Origin of the sequence: Kitasatospora sp. NPDC002040, from assembly GCF_040296785.1 — a bacterium.
Taxonomy (GTDB): domain Bacteria; phylum Actinomycetota; class Actinomycetes; order Streptomycetales; family Streptomycetaceae; genus Kitasatospora.
The window spans coordinates 12036-30504 of record NZ_JBEOXV010000023.1; the positions used below are offsets into that span (position 1 = coordinate 12036).

General features: G+C 73.5%; 20 protein-coding genes. 7 read left to right on the forward strand and 13 right to left on the reverse strand.

Annotation, left to right across the window (positions count from 1 at the left end; translation table 11 throughout):
- Positions 1–6: 6 nt before the first annotated feature.
- From ABT118_RS29910 to ABT118_RS29920, 3 genes are all read right to left on the reverse strand, one after another.
- A complete protein-coding gene (locus tag ABT118_RS29910) occupies positions 7–711 on the reverse strand; it encodes a Sua5/YciO/YrdC/YwlC family protein (protein ID WP_350675651.1) in 705 nt (234 codons plus the stop codon).
- Positions 708–1955, reverse strand: coding sequence for a hydroxymethylglutaryl-CoA lyase-like TIM-barrel protein (locus ABT118_RS29915; RefSeq protein WP_350675653.1), 1248 nt, complete (start codon positions 1953–1955; stop codon positions 708–710). The genes ABT118_RS29910 and ABT118_RS29915 overlap by 4 nt, the downstream gene beginning before the upstream one ends.
- Before the next feature lie 150 nt (positions 1956–2105).
- The gene (locus tag ABT118_RS29920; RefSeq protein WP_350675655.1) at positions 2106–2774 is read right to left on the reverse strand and encodes a hypothetical protein; all 669 of its coding nucleotides are present in this window, start codon (positions 2772–2774) and stop codon (positions 2106–2108) included.
- A 131-nt stretch (positions 2775–2905) separates the two neighbouring features.
- On the opposite strand from ABT118_RS29920, the gene ABT118_RS29925 reads away from it, so the two are divergent.
- Complete coding sequence (locus ABT118_RS29925; RefSeq protein WP_350675658.1) at positions 2906–3463, forward strand: DUF1990 domain-containing protein; 558 nt, start codon at positions 2906–2908, stop codon at positions 3461–3463.
- A 15-nt stretch (positions 3464–3478) separates the two neighbouring features.
- On the opposite strand, the gene ABT118_RS29930 is transcribed toward ABT118_RS29925, so the two are convergent.
- Both ABT118_RS29930 and ABT118_RS29935 read right to left on the reverse strand, forming a co-directional pair.
- Positions 3479–5197, reverse strand: a complete 1719-nt coding sequence (locus ABT118_RS29930) for a Shedu anti-phage system protein SduA domain-containing protein (RefSeq protein ID WP_350675660.1) — start codon at positions 5195–5197, stop codon at positions 3479–3481.
- Positions 5198–5282: 85 nt separating this feature from the next.
- Positions 5283–6110: a spermidine synthase gene (locus ABT118_RS29935; RefSeq protein WP_350675812.1), complete on the reverse strand. Its 828-nt coding sequence runs from the start codon at positions 6108–6110 to the stop codon at positions 5283–5285.
- A 182-nt stretch (positions 6111–6292) separates the two neighbouring features.
- Between ABT118_RS29935 and ABT118_RS29940 the strand changes: the two genes are divergently transcribed.
- The gene (locus ABT118_RS29940; RefSeq protein ID WP_350675662.1) at positions 6293–7252 is read left to right on the forward strand and encodes an alpha/beta hydrolase; all 960 of its coding nucleotides are present in this window, start codon (positions 6293–6295) and stop codon (positions 7250–7252) included.
- 7 nt (positions 7253–7259) lie between these two features.
- On the opposite strand, the gene ABT118_RS29945 is transcribed toward ABT118_RS29940, so the two are convergent.
- The 5 genes from ABT118_RS29945 to ABT118_RS29965 all read right to left on the reverse strand — a co-directional run bounded on the left by ABT118_RS29945 (position 7260) and on the right by ABT118_RS29965 (position 12425).
- Complete coding sequence (locus ABT118_RS29945; protein WP_350675665.1) at positions 7260–7850, reverse strand: TetR/AcrR family transcriptional regulator; 591 nt, start codon at positions 7848–7850, stop codon at positions 7260–7262.
- Between the two features lie 82 nt (positions 7851–7932).
- Positions 7933–9921, reverse strand: coding sequence for a galactose-binding domain-containing protein (locus tag ABT118_RS29950; protein ID WP_502884720.1), 1989 nt, complete (start codon positions 9919–9921; stop codon positions 7933–7935).
- A 215-nt stretch (positions 9922–10136) separates the two neighbouring features.
- On the reverse strand, positions 10137–11234 hold the full coding sequence (locus ABT118_RS29955) for an AI-2E family transporter (protein ID WP_350675669.1): 1098 nt from the start codon (positions 11232–11234) through the stop codon (positions 10137–10139).
- Between the two features lie 69 nt (positions 11235–11303).
- On the reverse strand, positions 11304–11999 hold the full coding sequence (locus ABT118_RS29960) for a glycerophosphodiester phosphodiesterase (protein ID WP_350675671.1): 696 nt from the start codon (positions 11997–11999) through the stop codon (positions 11304–11306).
- Between the two features lie 9 nt (positions 12000–12008).
- Entirely contained in the window at positions 12009–12425 is a 417-nt protein-coding gene (locus tag ABT118_RS29965; protein ID WP_350675674.1) for a TOBE domain-containing protein, read from the reverse strand.
- A 175-nt stretch (positions 12426–12600) separates the two neighbouring features.
- On the opposite strand from ABT118_RS29965, the gene ABT118_RS29970 reads away from it, so the two are divergent.
- The gene (locus ABT118_RS29970; RefSeq protein ID WP_350675676.1) at positions 12601–12798 is read left to right on the forward strand and encodes a hypothetical protein; all 198 of its coding nucleotides are present in this window, start codon (positions 12601–12603) and stop codon (positions 12796–12798) included.
- Between the two features lie 7 nt (positions 12799–12805).
- On the opposite strand, the gene ABT118_RS29975 is transcribed toward ABT118_RS29970, so the two are convergent.
- Entirely contained in the window at positions 12806–13990 is a 1185-nt protein-coding gene (locus ABT118_RS29975) for an ROK family transcriptional regulator (protein WP_350675678.1), read from the reverse strand.
- A gap of 97 nt (positions 13991–14087) precedes the next feature.
- Between ABT118_RS29975 and ABT118_RS29980 the strand changes: the two genes are divergently transcribed.
- Positions 14088–15290, forward strand: coding sequence for an MFS transporter (locus ABT118_RS29980; RefSeq protein ID WP_350675681.1), 1203 nt, complete (start codon positions 14088–14090; stop codon positions 15288–15290).
- 123 nt (positions 15291–15413) lie between these two features.
- On the opposite strand, the gene ABT118_RS29985 is transcribed toward ABT118_RS29980, so the two are convergent.
- Both ABT118_RS29985 and ABT118_RS29990 read right to left on the reverse strand, forming a co-directional pair.
- Positions 15414–15989, reverse strand: coding sequence for an O-methyltransferase (locus ABT118_RS29985; protein WP_350675683.1), 576 nt, complete (start codon positions 15987–15989; stop codon positions 15414–15416).
- Between the two features lie 58 nt (positions 15990–16047).
- Positions 16048–16242 carry a hypothetical protein gene (locus ABT118_RS29990; protein WP_350675685.1) on the reverse strand — a complete coding sequence of 65 codons (195 nt, stop codon included), beginning with the start codon at positions 16240–16242 and terminating at the stop codon, positions 16048–16050.
- Positions 16243–16423: 181 nt separating this feature from the next.
- On the opposite strand from ABT118_RS29990, the gene ABT118_RS29995 reads away from it, so the two are divergent.
- From ABT118_RS29995 to ABT118_RS30005, 3 genes are read left to right on the forward strand one after another with little or no spacing between them, the layout of a single operon-like run.
- On the forward strand, positions 16424–17284 hold the full coding sequence (locus ABT118_RS29995; RefSeq protein ID WP_350675688.1) for a helix-turn-helix domain-containing protein: 861 nt from the start codon (positions 16424–16426) through the stop codon (positions 17282–17284).
- Complete coding sequence (locus ABT118_RS30000; protein ID WP_350675690.1) at positions 17253–17468, forward strand: DUF397 domain-containing protein; 216 nt, start codon at positions 17253–17255, stop codon at positions 17466–17468. The genes ABT118_RS29995 and ABT118_RS30000 overlap by 32 nt, the downstream gene beginning before the upstream one ends.
- Positions 17469–17517: 49 nt before the next feature.
- On the forward strand, positions 17518–18450 hold the full coding sequence (locus tag ABT118_RS30005; RefSeq protein ID WP_350675692.1) for a deoxyribonuclease IV: 933 nt from the start codon (positions 17518–17520) through the stop codon (positions 18448–18450).
- The last annotated feature ends 19 nt before the right edge of the window (positions 18451–18469 follow it).

Below are 18469 nucleotides of genomic sequence, written 5' to 3' on the forward strand. Positions count from 1 at the left end.
GGCGGCCTACCCGCCGTGGGGAGTTGACGGTGCGTACCGCGCGCGCAGGTGGCGCAGGTAGTCGTCCGGGTCGGGGAAGGGGTGGTCCTGGGCCCCGTGGCGGTGCAGGGTCAGCCGGCCGTCGGGGTGCAGGGCCACGGTGGTCGTCGCCCGGCGGACCCTCCCGTCCGGCAGGTCGTCGCCGGGGTCCGGCAGGTGCAGGACGGGGACCTCGGCGGGGAACATCGACAGCGCCTCGGCGGTGCCTGCCGCGGGCGGACTGCCGGTGCGGTTGGCGCTGCTGACGTACAGCACCGGGTGTTCGTCCAGCAGCGGCCCGAGCAGCGGTCGGCGGGCACCGAAGAGCAGCACCCAGCCGTCCTTGCAGGCGGGCTCGAGCCAGTCGGGCCGCCGGGCCTCCGGGCGGAGCGGCAGCAGCAGGGTGAGGTGCTCCTCCGTCAGCAGCCGTCCAGCCAGGGCGGTGTCGGCGGGGTCGAGCGCGGAGCAGTCGGTGACGGCGCGGAGGGTCCCGGCGTGGTGGGCCCAGAGGGCGACCGGCTGGTCGGCGGGCCTGGCCTTGGCCCGGTTCACGGTCCGGAGTCCGATGGCGGCCACCACGTGAGTGAGCGGCGCCGGGTTCGGCAGCACCACGGCCGCACCCCCGCGCAGGGCCCGGCGGGCGGTGTCGAGATCCACCGGGCCGGGCGGCGCGGTGGCGGGGGTGCTGTTCATCGTGGTTCTCCGTCGGTTCCGTCGGTGTGTCCGGTGTGCTGGGTGAGGCCGTCGAGGTAGTCGGCGAAGGCGGCGTCCTCGACCACGGCCCGGCCGGTGCGGTAGGCGCGTCGCTTGACCCAGTCCATCGCCGCCCGGGTCTGCTCGCGGTCGAGGGTGTGGCCGAGCCGGGTGGCCACGGCGGTGACGACCCGGGCGCTGGCCAGCTGGGTGAGCACCACGCGGGGCGCGATGCCCAGCGTCTGCTCGGGGTCGAACGGCTGGAAGAGCTGCGGGTGGACGAAGGGGGTACCGGTGGAGATCGAGCCCACCCCCGTCCCGACGATCGGCGTGGTGACGCTCAGCGGGACGCCGGTCCGCTCGGCCACCATCCGGGCGATCACCGGCAGCCGGGTCAGGTCGGGCCGGGTCCACCACGGTTCGGCGTCCGCTCCCAACAGCTCCCCGGCGTGCCGGGCGAGCAGGAACAGCAGCTGTTCGGTGGCGACCATCCCGGCCCGCTCGGCGATGCCCAGCCAGGACGCGGAGAGCACCCGGACGCCCGCGCCGGCCGCCTGCAGGGTGTTGGCCAGTCCCAGCCCGAGGTCGTTGTGCAGGTGGGACGCCAGGACCACCTCGGGGCCGGCCGCCGCACCCACCCGGGCGAACATCTCCCGGCAGGCGGACGGGAGTTGGGCACCCACTGTGTCCGCCAGCACGATCAGCCCCGCGCCCGCACCCGTCATCTCCTGCGCGTGGTGCGCCATCAGCGCGTGGTCGGCCCGGGACGCGTCCGCGAAGCACAGGTCCACCGCGACCTCGTCGTCCAGGTCACGGGCCCGCTTCACCAGCTCGACCCCGGCCCCCAGTGCCTCGGCGGCGGTCCGATGGACCATCACCTGCGCCATCGCCTCCGACGCGGGCACCACCACCATCACGCGCGCGTGCCGGCTGCCCCGGACCGAGGCCACCGCCTGCTCCAGGTCCGGCCGCGCCCCGCGGCACACCGCCGCGACGCTCACCGCGCCCTCGGCCTCCGCCGCGACCCGCCGGACGGCCTCGAACTCCTCCCCGCACACGGCGGGGAAGCCAGCGGCGAACACCACGTGCCGGGGCCCGTCCGCGCCGAAGATCCGCCCCGTCTCCCGGGCCAGCGCCACCCGGAAGTCCGCCGGCATCAGCGTCTTCGCCTGCGCACCGTCCCGGGCCGACTCCTCCCAGAGCACCACCCGCCCCGCCCCGGCCGACTCCCGCACCACGTCCACCCGCACCACTCCCTCGCCCCGACCACCCGAACCGGGCGGTCCCTACTGGATCATCGACGTCACGGTAGGCACTCCCGGGCGCCGTGGGAGGAGATTCCAACGAGTTCGGGGCCGGGCCTTGACACCGGCGCTCCCGGTTCCGACGGACCGTCAGGTCCCGTCGGCCGGTTCCTGGACCCAGTCGTCGCAGTACTCGATGTGGATCTCCCGCGCGTTGCCGAGAATGCCGTCGTTGGAGTGGAGCTCCCGGCAGAAGTGCGGGCAGCCCGGATGGACGGGGACGTGGCCGGGACCGTTTCGGGCCACGTCGAGGAAGTGCCCGGCGGTCTCCCGGAACAGCTTCGCGCTGCCGGTCATGAACAGGGTCTCGGCGTGCAGGTGCTGGTGGAACAGGTCCCGGTTCTCGCGGAAGTGCCGCGCGGCGTGGTCCACGTCCCCTTCGACGTCTCCCGGGTCGGACAGCGACACGGTCTGCGGACGGCCCGGCCCGAGCCGCCCGCGCACCGTCTTCCACTGGGAGGGCGCGAACTGGAGCTTCCGGTGCAGCAGCACCAGGTCGAGCCGGCGCCTGCCGTCGTCGGACAGCTCGCCTGCGGGGGCCGGGTTGCCCCTCATCGGCAGGTGGACCAGCGCGCGCGGTGAGCCGGCGGCGAGGGTCCAGAGCGCGCCGATCCGCTCTGCCGCGTCCTGATCGAGATAGGCGTTCAGATATCGATCGTGGTCGGCGAGCACGGCGTTGACCAGTGGCCGGGCCGGTCGGATGACCTTGAACTCCACGGACCCGAGACGTACTTGGTGGATGGTGACGGACAGCTTCATCGGTTCCAGTTCACTGTGGAGGCCCTTCCCGGTCTGCACCGCCAGCCTAGGACATCGCACGTGGTCAGCCGTCACGCCGTGGGTGTCCGCCGGGTTTGGCGGCATGCCGTCGGCCGTCGTACAACTGTCGGATGCCGTCGAACCTGCACCGCCGCTACCTCGCCGCGTGCGCCACCGCGCCCAGCTATCCGGAGGTCGGCGCCACCGCGTCCCCCGCGCTGCCGCCCGGCTACTCCTGGCTGCGCCGCCGGATCCACGTCGGCCACGGGCCCGCGGTGCTGGAGCGGGCCGGCGCCTGTGTGCTGGGGTGGGGCACCCAGCTGGGCTCGGGCTTCGCGCTGTACCCGCCGCCCGGACGGGTCACGGCCGGCGACACCGTCCTGCTGCGGCTCGGCCTGCCCGGGCTGCGGCTGCCCCGGCTGGTGATCCCGTGCCGGGTGGTCTGGACGGTCGAGCAGCCCGACCGGACCGGCTTCGCCTACGGCACGCTGCCGGGGCACCCGGAGTGCGGCGAGGAGTCCTTCGTGGTGAGCGCGGACGCGAACGGCGACGTCTGGTTCGAGGTGACCGCGTTCTCCCGCTTCGGGGCCTGGTACGCCCGGCTCGGCCGCCCGGTGGCGGCGCTGCTGCAGCACCTGGCGATCGAACGGTACCTGCGGGTGGTGGCGCGGGCCGCCGCAGCGGGCTGAGGCGGCCCGCGCGGGTCAGGCCCGGGCGGGCGCCGGTTCGGTCAGGGCGAGGGTGCGCTGGGCGGTGTCGATGAGCTGGTCGTACGTCACCACCGAGATCCTGGCCATGTTGCTGTTGTACGTCCTGAGGGTCTCGGCGACCTCCGCCCGGGTGGTCGGGCCGGAGACGAACGACGCGTGCCCGATCACGACGGTCATGGTGGCGCGGCGGCAGTCGATGCCGAAGTCGGCCAGGATCTGGTGCCGGTGCTCGTCCAGGCTGCGCAGGTAGTTGAGCGCCTGGCCGGTCGCGTCGTTGATGTCGGCGCCGACGGTGAGGTGGCTGCGGTGCCGCTTGACCAGGCTGCGGATCCTGGCCTTCTTGATCTCCACGCCGTGCAGGGTGCTGTCGGGCCTGATCAGCGACAGGTCCAGCTGGTCCTGGGCGGTGAGGTCCCGCCGGGCGGCCCGGGACAGGAACTCGCCGCCGAAGATCCAGGTCATCCGCTCCAGGCACCGCTGCAGGTCCGCCTCCAGGCTGTCCGGGTCCTCGGCCACGGCGCGCAGCTCGGCCAGGTCGGCCTGCCGCCGGGCCTGCTGGACCAGGGCCGCCAGCGCCTGGGCCTCGTCGATCGCTCCGACGGCCTTCGCCGCGGCGGGGTCGCGTTCGAGCAGCCCGAGCAGCCGCCGGACGGCCTCCGCACCCGGAGCTCCCGGGGCGGCTCCTGACGTCCGGTCAGGTCCGGGCACCGGGCCCGCCTGCTCGGCGACCGGCACAGCGGGCACGGCGGACCCGGCGGGCTCGGCGGGCGGCGTCGGCGCGGTGCCCCCGTCGGCCAGCCGGAGGCTGAGGGCGACCCGGGGAGCCCCGTCGAAGGAGGTGCCGCCGTCGATCGGCGGCACCCCGCTCACCTGGCGCAGGCGCAGGATCGGCACCTGCCGCTGCCGGACGGTGCCGTACGGGGTGACCTGCTCGCCGGTGTCGACCCAGCGCGCCACCGGCAGGCTCTCGATCACGGCGAACTCACCGACGTAGAGGCACTCGCCCCGACGCGTCTCGAAGACGCGCAGCGGCAGGCCGCGCCGCAGGTGGCCGAGGACGGCGAGGTTCTCCACCGAGAGGTAGCGGTCGGTCTGGGTGTGGCCGGGCGCGAGCAGCACCTCCTGGCTCAGCCGGGGCATCAGCTCCGCACCGGCCGGGGAGCGGTTGAGGAAGAGGAAGACGTTCCGGGTCTTGCCGCTGGGGCCGGCCCAGACGCGCGAGTTGCCGCCGTAGACGTCGTGCAGCTGACTGCGGCTCACCACGGCGCCGGCCGGGATGTTCCACGCGGAGACCCACTCGGTCGCCGGCGCCGGGTGCTCGACCCACCGGAGCAGCGCCTCCCACTGGCGGTCCGTCAGCGCGAGCCGCGCGAGCACGCCCCGGGCGCCCACCACCGCGCCCGCGTCCCGGACCACCCGTCCGAGCTGGGGGACGCCCCACCGGTCGGCCGGCAGCGGGGTGCTCAGGAACAGCGTGTCGAACCGCACCCGGACCCGGCACCACGCGGGGTCCTCGTCCCCGACCGCCGTCTCCACGATCGCGCCGAGGGCCACGGCACCGCCCCCGCGCCCCGCCCGCCAGAGCACGACGGCGTCACCGACGTGGGCGGACGGATCGGCGAGCGCGTAGTGACCGGTCTCCCAGTCGTCGATCGCGGGGAACGAGCCGGACACCGAGCCCTTGTCCTGTGCGAGCAGCAGCCACCGCGACATGGATTGCTCCATTCATCCAGATGCTCCGATCGGTACCCGGCGCCATGATGCCGTGCGGCTCTGACAATCAGTCAGGCCACCGCCGTCAGCCGATGCTGAAGGCGCCGTCCGGCGGGGGCGGGGAGTCGGTGGCGGTGGCGTCGGTGACCGGGGCGGCGCGGCCGATCAGGCGGGTCAGTTCGGCTTCGTCGCAGAGCCGGGCCGGGAAGACGTCGGCGGCCAGCCGGCGGGTCAGGTCGGCCACCGGGAGCGGTCGGTCGGAGCCGATCAGCAGGACGTTGCCGTACCGGCGGCCGCGCAGCACCGAGGGCTCGGCGGCCAGGCAGACGTACGGGAAGACCGCCCGGACGGTGGCGGCCTGGGCCTTGGCGAAGGCCAGCGGCGGGCCGTCGGCCAGGTTGGCGGCGTAGCAACCGCCGGGGCGCAGGGCGGCGGCGGCCAGCCGGAGGAAGTCGACCGAGGTGAGCCGGCCGGGGGTGCGGGAGCCGTGGAAGACGTCCGCGACCACCGCGTCCACCGATCCGGCGGCGGTCGCGGCCAGCGCGTCCCGGGCGTCGCCGACCTCCACCGCGATGCCGTCCGGCCACGGCAGCTGATCGGCGATCAGCTGCACCAGCGGCCCGTCCAGCTCGACCACGCGCTGCCGGGACCCGGGCCGGGTGGCGGCGAGGTAGCGCGGCAGGGTGAGCGCGCCGCCGCCCAGGTGCAGCACGTCCAGCGGCCGCCCGGCCGGGGCGGCGGTGTCCAGCAGGTGGGCGATCCGCTGGGTGTACTCGAACTCCAGGTGGGTCGGGTCGGCCAGGTCGACGTAGGACTGCGGGGTGCCGTCCAGGGTCAGCAGCCAGCCGCCGTCGCAGTCCAGATCGGGCATCAGTTTCGCCGTGCCGAGCCCGACCGCCCGCTCGACCGGCATCCGGTCCTCGGGCTCCGAGGGGTCCGAAGGGTCCTCGGGGTGGGCGGAATCGCTCCTGGTCACGGCGTCACTCGGCATGACCGCAGCATAGGCGGCACGGCGGCGGAGTCCGCGCCCGCGCCCGGCTACCGGCCGGTACTCTCGGGGAGAGCAGCGGGCCGGAGCAGAGATTGGATGCGGCAGTGGAGTTTCGGGAAGACATCCTGGGTGCCCCGTACGAGGCGGCCGAGCTGCCGCTGGCGCCGGACGAGGAGGGCCCGGTCAGCGCGACCCTGGTCCGCCGGCTGGTGCCGGGGTCGCAGCGGGCGGTGCTCTACCTGCACGGGTACACCGACTACTTCTTCCAGACCAACCTGGCCGACCACTTCACCGCCGCCGGGTTCTCCTTCTACGCGCTCGACCTGCGCAAGTACGGCCGCTCGCTGAGGCCCCATCAGTCGCCGAACTTCATCCGCGACCTGTCCGCCTACGACGAGGAGCTGGACCAGGCGGTCCGGATCGTCCGCGAGCAGGACGGCCACACCCAGCTGCTGGTGAACGGCCACTCCACCGGCGGTCTGGTCGCCGCGCTCTGGGCCTCCCGCCGGGCCGGGCGGGGGCTGGTGCAGGGGATGTTCCTGAACAGCCCGTTCCTCTCCATGCCCACCGCTCCCGCCGTACGCACCCTGGGCGCACCCGCCGTGGAGGCGCTCGGCCGGCTCGCCGCGCTGCGCAAGCTGCCCGCCCCGCTCAACCCGCACTACGTGCACAGCCTGCACCGCGACCACCGGGGCAGCTGGGACTTCGACCTGGCACTGAAGCCCGCCGAGGGCTTCCCGCTCTACGCCGGCTGGCTGGCCGCGATCCAGCGCGGCCACCGCCAGGTCCGCCGCACCCTGCACATCGACTGCCCGGTCCTGCTGATGGCCTCGACCGCCTCCACCGTCACCGCCAAGTGGGACCCGGCGCTGCTGCGCACCGACGCCGTGCTGCGCGCCGACGACATCGCCGCGCTGGCCCCGCGCCTGGGCCACCACGTCACCACCGTCCGGATCGACGGCGGCATGCACGACCTGGTGCTGTCCGGGCCGGACGCCCGGGCCCGGGTCTTCACCGAGCTGGACCGCTGGATCGGCGCCTACTTCCCCCCGGTGCCCGCCTGACGCCGCCTCAGCGCACCAGCCCGGCCACGTGCTCGGTGACCAGGTCGAGCACCTCCGCCGCCGCCTCCGGGTCGCCGAGCACCAGGAAGTTGACGGTCAGTCCGTCCGTCATCGCGGCCAGGTAGCGGGCCAGCACCGGGACGGGGACCAGGAGTTCGAACTCCATCGTCTTGGCGAGCTGCTCGATCAGCTCCCGGTAGGTCTCGGTGTACAGCTCGTACTGCCGCCGGGCCAGGTGCTCGAACCCGGGCTGGCGCAGCGCGTACTGGGTCAGCTCGTAGGTGAGCATGTGCTCGGCCGGGTTGGCCACCACGTGGGCCCAGTACGCCTGGAAGCCGGCCCGGACGGTCTCCCGGAGGGTGGCCTGCGGCCGGATCGCGTCCCGCACCATGGTGACGGAGTGCTCGGTGATCGTGGTGATGACGGATTCGAGCAGGGCCTGCTTGGAGTCGAAGCAGTAGTGGAACACGCTCAGCGACAGCCCGGCTTCGGCGGCGATCGAGCGGGTCGTCGTCCTGGCCACGCCGTCGCGGGTCATCGCGCGGATCGCGGCCTCGGTCAGCTGGCGGCGCCGTTCGGCCGACGGCATCCGTGCCATGGGTGGTTCCCTTCGGTGCGGTGACGGGGTGCCGGTGCGGCCGGGCCGGCGGCTGCCGACCCGGCCGCACCGGTCACCGGGGTCAGGTGCTGTAGATGCCCACCTCGTACAGCGAGTAGCCCCACTGCGTCCCGCGCTGCACCCCGTGCACCCGTACGTACCGGGCCGGGACGCCGGCGAACTGCGCGGTGTCCAGGCCGCCGTCCCCGGTACTGGTCGACCAGACGGTCTGCCAGTTCGCGCCGTCGGTGGAGACCTCGATCCGGTACCCCTTGCCGTAGGCCCGCTCCCAGGCCAGGGTGACCCGCTTGACCAGGTGCTCCGACCCGAGGTCGACCTGCAGCCACTGGTCGTCGCTCCAGTCGCTGGCCCAGCGGCTGCCCTGGTCGCCGTCCACGGCCCGGCCGGGCGCGTAGCTGGTGAACGGGTTCCACTCCGACGCACTGGCCGAGGCGGCGGCGCCGGCGGCCAAGTTCACCCCGGCCTTGCGCTGCTCGGACGCGCCCCAGGTGTCGAGGTAGGACTCGGCGCCCCGGAACAGGTCGTCGATCACGCCCTGGCCGCCGACCAGCCTGATCTGCTCCAGCCAGTCCGGGACCAGGCCGTAGTGCGCGGCGCCGTCGGTGTTGAGGTCCCAGGTCCGCTGACCGGCCGTCTGACGGTCGATCACCGAGCCGCCGTCGGTGCTGCGGAAGGGGTACTGGACCGCGTTGGGGGCGTTCGCCCCGCGCGGGGCCGGCCAGCCGCCGACGCCGTTCATGTCGGTGCCGTAGCCGTAGCCGACGTTGTACTTGTCCCGCAGCGCGTCGGTCCGCTTGGCCTCCGCGCTGAAGGCCTCGGCGCCGTTCATGTACTGGGCGACGAAGCCGCCGAGCTTGTAGACCCGCTCGATCCAGTCCAGGTCCATCCAGCTGTGCGAGGAGAGCACGCCCGGGTAGGACTCGGACTCCATGATGTCGAAGGCCTGGCCCGCGGCCTTGACGCTCATGTGGTCGATCTCCAGCATCATCTTGCGCTTCACCATGCCCCGGACCGCGTACGCGCCGAGCTCGGTCAGGCCGCGGGTGTTGCACTGCGCGTCGGCGGCGTACGAGGGCACCGCCACGCCGGGCGGCAGTTCCTTCTGCGCCGTCAGCGCGGGTGCCAGGCCGATCGGGTTGTCGTGCTGCGGCCCGGCGCACTTCTCGGTCTGCCAGAAGGTGCCGGTCGACAGGAACTGCCCGACGTTGATCGCGGTGCCGAGCGCGCCCTCGTCGAACCGCACCCCGCACAGGGCGTTGTCGAGCTTGTGGCAGAGGAACATGCTGCGCACCCCGAGCCCGTACAGCTCGTCCAGGCCGCGGTCGATGTCCGCCTTGCTGCACTGCCCGACGTCCAGGATCTGCTTGCAGCCGAACGGCTCGGAGGTCTCCACCCCCAGGACCACCGCGAGCTTGCCCTGCTGGACCACCGAGCGGGCCTGCGCCGTGTCGGTGACGATCCGGAACCAGCCCTTGCCGGGGCCGCCGTACATGGTGTCGATGTACGCCTGCATCTCGTAGGTCTTCTGCGCCTGCAGGCGGATCGAGGTCATCTCGTCGCAGCTGCGGTCCTTGAAGAAGTAGACCGAGCAGATCACGCCGTTGGTGACCAGGTCGTTGACCAGCACCCGCTCGCCGCCGCGCCAGGCGCGCTCCACCCAGGCGTAGTAGTTCTGCTGGTGGGTCAGCGAGTCGTACGCCGGCCAGTCCTTGAAGGTGGGCCAGCCGTCGGGGTCGTGCCGGCCGTCCCCGCCCTTGGTGATGTAGTCGAAGACGGCCAGGCTGCCGTCGGGGTAGTGCTCCGGACAGTCCTTCAGCGCGTCCGCCACCCCCAGTTCGGAGAACGGCTTGCCGCAGATCAGCCGGCCGCCGAAGCCCTCGTTGGACATCAGGTGGTCGTGCGCGTCGACGAAGCCGCGCACCTCGCCCTTGGCGTTCGTCCCCTTGAACGGCTCGCCCGTGACGTTGATGCCGGAGTCCGGCGCCGGGCGGGCGGTCGGGGTCCACCAGTCCCCCGCTGCCGCGGCCCCGGGGACCGGGACCAGTGCCATCGCCACCAGGGCGAGGAGCAGCGAGAGAACCGCGATCAGTCTGTGCCTTCTGCTGTGCGGGTGTCGGGTCACGCTCACCACTCCTGACATGTCCAGTGTCCACGGCGTGATGAGAGAATCCCGGCTGTTGGACTCCGAGTCAACAGTCCGGGACGGATGACCTGATAGCCCGTCGGATTCCCAACTCGGGCTCCGGACAAGCAGGGTGGGGCCGGCTACGGGTGCTCGGGCTTGACCCGCCGGGGCCGGCCGGCCGTTCCCCGGAGCACCGAGACGATGCCGAGGCCCGCCGCGCAGAGCGGCACGGCCAGCAGCGCGCCGAGGATGCCGGCCACCCCCGAGCCCGCGACCACGGCGAACATGATGGTGGCCGGGTGGAGTTCGACCGTGCGGCTCTGGATCACCGGCTGCAGGATGTTGCCCTCGATCATCTGGACCGCGAGCACGATGCCGAGCGCCCAGAGCGCGGTGCCCAGGCCGCCGTCCGCGAGCGCGACCAGCACCGCGACGGTGCCGGACAGGAAGGCGCCGACGAACGGGATGTAGGCGCCCATGAAGACCAGCGCACCCAGGCCCGGCGCACCGGGGACGCCCAGGATGATCAGGCCGATGGTGATGAAGGTGGCGTCGATCAGCGCGATCAGCGTGGTGCCGCGCATGAAGCCCGCGGTGGCGGCGAAGGCCTGCTGCCCGCAGGCGATCACCGTCTCGGCCCGCTGGTCCGGCAGCACCGAGCGGACCAGGTCGCCGGTGCGGTGGCCGTCCCGCAGGAAGAAGAAGACCAGCGCCAGCGCCAGCACCGCGCCGGTGATCAGCTGGGTGGCCAGGCCGAGACCGGAGAGCACTCCGCTGGCCAGCGAGCTGACCAGGGAACTGCCGGAGCCCGCCGACTGGGTCAGCGCGAACTGGAGCTTCTCCCCGACCGGGCCGAGCCAGTCCGCCAGCTTGTCGCCCGCGTCCCGCAGCGCGTCGGCGATCTGCGGGGCGCTGTGCACCAGCGAGTTGGTCAGGATGGCCAGCACCCCGCAGACCACCAGCACCAGCACCACGCAGGTCAGCGCGGCCGCCAGACCGCGCTTGACGCCCCGTCGGACCAGCCACGGCATCACGGGGTGGAGCAGCGCGGTGGCGAGCAGCGCCATGATCAGCGGGATGGTGGCGGCCCGCAGCGCGACGAAGGCGTACACCACCAGGGTCGCGACGGTGATGAACAGCACCACCGCCAGCGACCAGGCCGCCGTCGCCCGCACGGTGGGCGGCAGCATCTCCTGCGCCGACCTGCGGTCCTCCGGCCGACCGGGCTCCGCTGGCATACCGTCTCCTGTCTGGGGCTGCCGTTGATGATCAGCCCATCTCAGCACAGGATCTGATGAAATGTCCGTTTAGGCGCGATCCAGCACCCGGCGCAGCAAGGTGATCCGGTTGCTGGTCACCGAGGCCACCCCGGCCCCGAGCAGCCGGGTCATGGTCCGCCGCCGGTCCGCGGTCCAGGTGCTGACGGCCAGTCCGGCCTCCGCCGCCGCGCGCACGTACTCGGCGTCGACCAGGCCGAACGGCGGGTTGAGGTAGCGCGGCCGCAGGTCGGCCAGCAGGGCGGGAACGGGCTGGCGGGGCAGCGTCCAGGTGAGCGACAGCTCGGCGGCCGGGTCCAGTGCGCGGACGGCGAGCATCGCCCCGACCGGCCCGCAGTACCCGACCCGCTGCTCGGCGCCGAGCCCGGCGACCACGGCGTGCGCGGCGGCGGCCGGGCCGGCGTCGTCCAGGTCGATCAGCAGCCGGGCGCCGGGCGTCTCGCCCACCGCCTTGACCGCCTCGGCCAGCGTCGGCACCCGGAGCCCGGGCCCGCCGATCTGCTCCAGCTCGGCCAGCGTGACCCGGCGGACCGGGCGCGGGTCGCCCCAGAGCCGCTCCAGGGTCTGGTCGTGCAGCAGCACCGGGACGCCGTCCCGGGTCAGCTGGACGTCCACCTCGACGGCGTCGGCCCCGGCGGCGAGCGCGGACTCGACCGAGGGCAGGGTGTTCTCGCGGTGGCGGTACGGGTCGCCCCGGTGGGCGACCGCGAGCACGCGGTTCGGCATGGTGGTCCGTCAGCTCCGTTCGACCACGACGTTGGTGGACTTGATCACAGCGGTGGCCGGGGCGCCCGGCACCAGCTTCAGCTCCTCGGCCGACTCCCGGCTGATCAGCGAGACCACCCGGAACGGGCCGGCCTGGATCTCCACCTGGGCGGCGACGTCGCCGAGCACCACATGGGTGACGATGCCGGGGAAGCGGTTGCGGGCCGAGGAGGGGCGGCCCAGCGCCTCGGCGTTCTCCGGCTTGGCCAGCTCGCGCGCGAAGGCGGCCAACTCGGCTCCGGCGATGATCCGGTGGCCGTGCTCGTCGCGCTCGGCGGCCAGCCGCCCGGCGTCCACCCAGCGGCGCACGGTGTCGGCGCTGACGCCGAGCATCGCGGCGGCCTCGCCGATGCGGTACGGGTTGACCGGCGGGTCGGACTGGCCCATGAGCTGCTCCTGTACCTGTGCACTGCTGCTGTCGCGGCCATCCTGCCGCATCGGGGGGCGGGTCAGCTAACGCCCAGTCAGTCATTTTTCGGCATTAAACTGAATGAATCGGGCACGATCGGAGTGGTCGGCCCCTTACCCGCCGGACCCGTCGCAGCCCAGGAGGAGCACTTTCATGGCACCCGAGCCCGTTCCGTTCTCGTTCGTCGCCGAGGCGGAGCGCCACCGGAGCAACGTCGCACCCCCGGCCCGCGAGCGCCGCTCGGTCCGGGCGGTCTGCGGCGGGGTGCTGATCGCGGTGGTCCTGATCGCCGGGCTGGTGGCGGCCGTGGCGCTCGGCACCCCCGCCCTCCGGGCACCCTCGGCGAGCTGACCGGGCGTCAGCCCCGGGGCTCGCCGAACAGGTCGCGGCGGACGGCGTCGCCCGCGGTCAGCACGGCGCCCGCCAGCACCGCTCCACCACCGGCCGTGCCGGCCCTGACCTCGGTCCCGAACGGCGAGAGACCGGCCAGGTGGCGCTCCACCCGCGCGGCCAGCTCCGCCCCGCCGGCCCGGCCGACCTCACCGCCCAGCACCACGCACCCGGGGTCGATCACCACGCAGATCGCGGCCGCCCCGAGCGCGATCCGCCCCGCCAGCTCGTCCAGGAACGCCTCCCGGCCCTCCGCCACCGCGACCCGCACCACCGCCTCGGCCTGCTCGACCGGCCCGCCGTCGGGGACGTCGAGACCGTGCGCGCGGGCCAGCTCGCAGACCGCCGCACTGGACGCCAGCGAGTGGAAGCCGCCGTCGCAGCCGGTCGCGGTGGGCAGCATCCCGGTGCCCGGCACCGGCAGGAAGCCGATCTCCCCCGTACCGCCCGAGGCGCCCCGGCGCAGCCGGCCGTTCAGCACCACCGAGGCGCCGACGCCGTGGCCCAGCCAGAGCAGCGCGAAGTCCTCCCGGCCCTGCGCCGCGCCGATCCGGTGCTCGGCGATGCCGGCCAGGTTCACCTCGTTCTCCAGGATCACCTCGGTGCCCGGCTGCGCCCGCAGCACCGCCAGCAGTTCGGTGTGCCAGCGCGGCAGCTGACCGGAGTTGTTCAGCACTCCCGTGGCCGGGTCCACCACCCCGGGCGCGCCCACCGCCACCGTGTGCAGTTCCCGCGCCCCGACCTGCTCGGCCGCCCCGAGCAGGGCCCGCACCGTGCGCTCGGCCAGGTCGTCCCCGTGGTCCGGGCCGGCCGGGATCTCCGCCGTCGCCAGCGAACGGCCCGTCAGATCCGCGATCACCAGGTTCACCCCGGTGGACCGGACGTCGATCGCGCCCAGGTGGGCCCGGTCCGCCACCAGCGCGTACAGCCGCGCGTTGGGGCCGCGCCGCTGCTCGCCGCTCTCGCCGGCCACGGCCACCAGGCCGCCCCGCTGCAACCGCTCCAGCAGATCGGCCACCGTCGGCCGGGACAGGCCGGTCAGGGTGCGCAGTTCGGGAGCGGTCAGCGGGCCCTGGCCCAGCAACAGGTCCAGCGCCAGCCGGTCGTTGATGGCACGGGCGGTACTCGGCGTGGCCGTGCGCGCAGTGGTCATGAAGAGACATCCTTCCAGAGCTATCTATCAGGGTACCTGCCTGATAGTTTTGCGCGCAGTCATGGGCGAGTCATCCAGAACGGGGACACCGAGGTCAATGGACAGCAACCAGGAGAACCGGCGGGCCAGAGTGCGCATCGCGCTGGTGTTCGCCGTGCACGGGGCCGTCACCGGAACGTTCGCCACCCGGATCCCCTGGCTCCAGCACCACCTCGACCTGAGCGCCGGTCAGCTCGGCCTGGCCCTGGTCGCCCCCGCGGTCGGCGCCGCGCTCTCGATGCCCCTGGCCGGCCGGGTGGTCCACCGGTACGGCGCCCGGGCCGCCGTCCGGACCCTGCTCTCGCTCTGGTGCCTCTCCCTGGTCCTGCCCGCACTGGCCCCCAACCTCGGCCTGCTCTGGCTGGCGCTGTTCACGTACGGCGCCACCGCCGGGATGGCCGACGTGGCGATGAACGCGCAGGGCGTCGAGGTGGAGCAGCGCCTCGGCCGCTCGATCATGTCCGGCCTGCACGGGATGTGGAGCGCGGGCGGGCTGATCGCCTCCGGCTTCGGGGTGCTGGCGGCCCACCAGCAGTTCGACGCCCAGCTCCAGTTGACCGTCACCGCACTGGTCCTGACCGCGCTCGGCATCGCGGCCTGCGGCGGTCTGATCGACGTCCGCCCCACCGAGGACGAGGACGCGCCGCCGCGCTTCGCGCTGCCGCCGCGATCCGCCCTGGCGATCGGCCTGGTGGGCTTCTGCGCCGTCTTCGCCGAGGGCGCCAGCATGGACTGGGCGGGGGTCTACCTCCGCGACGTCACCGGCGCCTCGCCCAGCATCGCGGCCGCCAGCTTCACCGCTTTCGCCGCCACCATGACCGCCGCCCGCCTGGCGGGCGACCTCATGGTCCGCCGGCTCGGCCCGGTCCGCGCGGTCCGGGTCAGCGGCTGCGTCGCCACCCTCGGCGGCCTGCTGGTGGTCAGCTCGCACTCGCCGTACCTCGCCATCCCCGGCTTCGCGCTGATCGGGATCGGCATCGCCGTCGTGGTCCCGCTCGCCTTCGCGGCCGCGGGGCGCACCGGTGGCAACCCGAGCCAGTCCATCGCGGGCGTGGCCACCATCGTCTACTCGTCCGGGCTGGTCGCCCCCGCCGTGATCGGCGTGATCGCCCAGGCCAGTTCACTGACGGTCTCCTTCACCGTGGTCACGGCCCTGACCGGCGCACTGGTGCTGGGAGCGGGCGCACTCCGGCAGTCCCCCTCCCCCGGCCGCTCCTCGGGCCGGACGGACGCCGACCGGCAGAGCATCCCCACGGCGTAGCCGCCGGGGCGCGGGGCCACCGCCCCGCGCCCGCCCGCGCCTCCCACCGGGGGCAGCCCGCCCGTTCCCGGGCCGCCGCTCCTGCCGAGCAGGCGGCCGCTCCTACCGAGGGGCCCGCCGCTCCTACCGCCGGACGGCGAGCAGCAGCCCGCTGGACCAGTCCAGCTGCACCGTCAGGAAGTCCGCCCTGGCGGCCAGTTCCGCCAACAGCCGGTCCACCGCCGCCTGATGGCCGTCGGGCCAGTTCGGCTGCGGCAGCAGGTCGTCGATCAGGTACGTCCCACCGGGGGCGACCAGCGCGAGCGCCCGGTCGAGGTGGGTGAACTTGCCGGGCCAGGTGTCCGCGAAGACCAGGTCGAACGGCTCGCCCTCGTACCCGGCGAGCCAGGCGCCGCCGTCGCCGGTGACGAACGAGACCCGCCGGTCGGCGCCGAGCTGCTCCCGCGCCACGGCCTGGAGCGCCGGGTCGAGTTCGACCGAGACCAGCTCCGCCCCGGCGTCCATGCCGCTGAGCAGCCAGGCCGTGCCCTCGCCGATGCCGGTGCCCAGTTCCAGCACCCGCCCGCCGGGGCGTCCGGCGGCGAGCACCGCGAGCAGGCTGCCGGTCCGTTCGTCGCAGCTCATGGTGAATCCGGCCCGCTCGGCGGCGGCGCGCAGCGCGGGCAGGGTGTCGGGACGGGTCTTCGGGGTGTCGTCCATCCAGAGATCATCGAGGGGCGGCCGGGCCACCGCAACCCCGATTCACCGCAACCCCGGACTACCGCAACCCCCGGTCCAGCCGCAGCCGCTCACCGTCGCCGGCCCGGATCGGACAGTCCGGCATCGGGCAGCCGCACTCGCCGAAGGAGAGCGCGGACCCGGAGACGTACTCGGCCCGGTCGAACTCCCGCCGCCTCCGCACCGCCCCACCGGGCCGCACCCGGTCCTCGATCCGCTCCGCCAACTCGCTCATGGCCGACCTCCGCTGTCGCGCTTTGCCTCGTTGCCCCGCCGACCGTGATCTCGATCGACTAGCTTGGTAACAGGATCGACACGGAGAGCTACCGCGAACAGAGCCGACGGTCCAACAGTCCAGCCGACAGACCCGGCCGCCCTCACCGGCCGGGCCCGCCGACCCGGGGGAACCACGGACGATGCCCAACCCACGCGAACTCGACCCATCCGAATCCATGCTGGCCCTCTTCGGCTCCGAGCTGCGCGAATACCGCTCCCGGGCCCGGCTCAGCCAGGAGAACCTGGGCGAGGTGCTCGGCTACACCGGTTCGCTGGTCGGCCAGATAGAGACCGGTCGGCGCACCCCCACCCGGGAGTTCGCCGAGCGGCTCGACGGGGCGCTGGAGACGGGCGGGATCTTCTCCAAGCTCTGGCCGCACATCACCCGCGGCCAGTTCCCGAGCTTCTTCAAGTCGTACGCCGAACTGGAGCCCCGGGCCTGCCAGATGCTGGAGTACGGCGGCGAGTTGATCCCCGGCCTGGGTCAGACCGAGGGGTACATGCGGGCGGTCTTCGAGGCCGGGCTGCCACTGGCCAGGCCGGAGACGATCGAGGAGAAGGTGGCGGCCCGGCTGGGCCGCCAGGAGCTGCTGACCGGTCCAACACGTCCCTTGTTGTGGTGGCTTCTGGCGGAAAATGCCATTCGTCGACCGGTGGGCGGATTCGGCACGATGGCTGATCAGTTGGGGCGCCTGGTTGATCTCGTCCGGTCACGGATGGTTGTGATCCAGGTGCTGGAGACCTCCAGGGGTGCGCACGCGTTGCTGGAGGGGTCCATGACGCTAATGTCCTTCGCAGACGGGACTCCCGACACGGGGTACGTCGAGGCGCCGCACGCCGGTGTGCTGATCGAACACCCCGACACCGTACGAGAGTTGAGGCTCTCCTACGACCTGGCACGGGCTGACGCACTGTCACCGGAAGCGTCGCTGAACCTAGTTGAAAAGGTAGCGAAGGAGCACCAACACCATGCTGACGAGCACCGAGCTGAACCGGGCTGACTGGCAGTCATCCAGCTACAGCGGGGCCTCCGGTGGCAACTGCGTCCAGCCGGCCCTGAACCTCACCGCCTCGCACGGCGTCGTCCCCGTCCGCGACTCCAAGAACCCCACCGGTCCGCACCTGGAGTTCCCGGCCGCCGCCTGGGCCGCGTTCGCGAGCTGGGCCGGCACCCACCAGGTCTGACCCGCCCTCCCCGCATGGCCGCGACGGCGCCCCCGATACCCTCGTGGCCATGAACACCGCAGCTCAGCCGTCTGCCCCCGCCACCCGCAACCCCGTCGGCGCCCATGTGCCGGTGGCCGGTCGCGGGCTGGTCGGCACCGGTCTGGCCTACGCGGAGCGGGTCGGCGCGGAGGCCGTCCAGGTCTTCGTCGCCAACCCGCGCGGCTGGGCAACCCCCAGCGGGACACCCGCACGGGACCAGGAGTTCCGGGCCGCGTGCGCGGCCGCCGGCATCCCGGCGTACGTGCACGCGCCCTATCTGATCAACTTCGGCTCCGACTCCACCGCCACCCGCGACCGCTCCGCCGACTCGCTCTGGCACTCCCTGGAGCGCGGCCACGCGATCGGCGCACTCGGCGTCGTGGTGCACACCGGCTCCGCCGTCGGCCGGTCCGCCGACGGCGGCTCCCGCCACCCGGAGGCGATGGCCCAGGTCCGCGCGGACGTCCGGCCCCTGCTCGACCGGCTGGACGCCCTCGGCGACGACGCCCCCTGGCTCCTGCTGGAGCCCACCGCCGGCCAGGGCAGCTCGCTCTGCTCCCGGATGGAGGACCTGGCCGCCTACGTCGACGCCCTCGACCACCACCCCCGGGTCGGCGTCTGCCTCGACACCTGCCACGCCTTCGCCGCCGGCCACGACCTCGCCGACCCCGACGGCGTCACCGAGCTCCTCGACACCCTGACCGCCGCCGTCGGCCCCGGCCGCCTCCGCCTGATCCACGCCAACGACTCCATGGACGTGGTCGGCGCCCGCAAGGACCGCCACGCCAACATCGGCGCAGGCCACATCGGCGCCGACGCCTTCGCCCGCCTCCTGGCCCACCCGGCCACTGAGGGCGTCCCCCTGATCATCGAGACGCCCGACGGCCGCCACGACCCGGCCCGCATCGAGGGCGCCCGCCACGCGGCGGACATCGCCCTGCTCAAGCGGCTCCGCAGCTAGGGCCCGGGGTGACCAGGCC

Excerpts from the sequence above, each read along its gene's own strand:
- ABT118_RS29990 (WP_350675685.1), bottom strand. The coding sequence starts at position 16,242 with ATGAGCGAGTTGGCGGAGCGGATCGAGGACCGGGTGCGGCCCGGTGGG.
- ABT118_RS29980 (WP_350675681.1), top strand. The coding sequence starts at position 14,088 with ATGGACAGCAACCAGGAGAACCGGCGGGCCAGAGTGCGCATCGCGCTG.
- ABT118_RS29935 (WP_350675812.1), bottom strand. The coding sequence starts at position 6,110 with ATGCCGGTCGAGCGGGCGGTCGGGCTCGGCACGGCGAAACTGATGCCC.
- ABT118_RS29970 (WP_350675676.1), top strand. The coding sequence starts at position 12,601 with ATGGCACCCGAGCCCGTTCCGTTCTCGTTCGTCGCCGAGGCGGAGCGC.
- ABT118_RS29925 (WP_350675658.1), top strand. The coding sequence starts at position 2,906 with ATGCCGTCGAACCTGCACCGCCGCTACCTCGCCGCGTGCGCCACCGCG.
- ABT118_RS30005 (WP_350675692.1), top strand. The coding sequence starts at position 17,518 with ATGAACACCGCAGCTCAGCCGTCTGCCCCCGCCACCCGCAACCCCGTC.
- ABT118_RS29975 (WP_350675678.1), bottom strand. The coding sequence starts at position 13,990 with ATGACCACTGCGCGCACGGCCACGCCGAGTACCGCCCGTGCCATCAAC.
- ABT118_RS29910 (WP_350675651.1), bottom strand. The coding sequence starts at position 711 with ATGAACAGCACCCCCGCCACCGCGCCGCCCGGCCCGGTGGATCTCGAC.
- ABT118_RS30000 (WP_350675690.1), top strand. The coding sequence starts at position 17,253 with ATGCTGACGAGCACCGAGCTGAACCGGGCTGACTGGCAGTCATCCAGC.
- ABT118_RS29955 (WP_350675669.1), bottom strand. The coding sequence starts at position 11,234 with ATGCCAGCGGAGCCCGGTCGGCCGGAGGACCGCAGGTCGGCGCAGGAG.
- ABT118_RS29965 (WP_350675674.1), bottom strand. The coding sequence starts at position 12,425 with ATGGGCCAGTCCGACCCGCCGGTCAACCCGTACCGCATCGGCGAGGCC.
- ABT118_RS29920 (WP_350675655.1), bottom strand. The coding sequence starts at position 2,774 with ATGAAGCTGTCCGTCACCATCCACCAAGTACGTCTCGGGTCCGTGGAG.
- ABT118_RS29950 (WP_502884720.1), bottom strand. The coding sequence starts at position 9,921 with ATGGCACTGGTCCCGGTCCCCGGGGCCGCGGCAGCGGGGGACTGGTGG.
- ABT118_RS29945 (WP_350675665.1), bottom strand. The coding sequence starts at position 7,850 with ATGGCACGGATGCCGTCGGCCGAACGGCGCCGCCAGCTGACCGAGGCC.
- ABT118_RS29960 (WP_350675671.1), bottom strand. The coding sequence starts at position 11,999 with ATGCCGAACCGCGTGCTCGCGGTCGCCCACCGGGGCGACCCGTACCGC.
- ABT118_RS29995 (WP_350675688.1), top strand. The coding sequence starts at position 16,424 with ATGCCCAACCCACGCGAACTCGACCCATCCGAATCCATGCTGGCCCTC.
- ABT118_RS29985 (WP_350675683.1), bottom strand. The coding sequence starts at position 15,989 with ATGGACGACACCCCGAAGACCCGTCCCGACACCCTGCCCGCGCTGCGC.
- ABT118_RS29930 (WP_350675660.1), bottom strand. The coding sequence starts at position 5,197 with ATGTCGCGGTGGCTGCTGCTCGCACAGGACAAGGGCTCGGTGTCCGGC.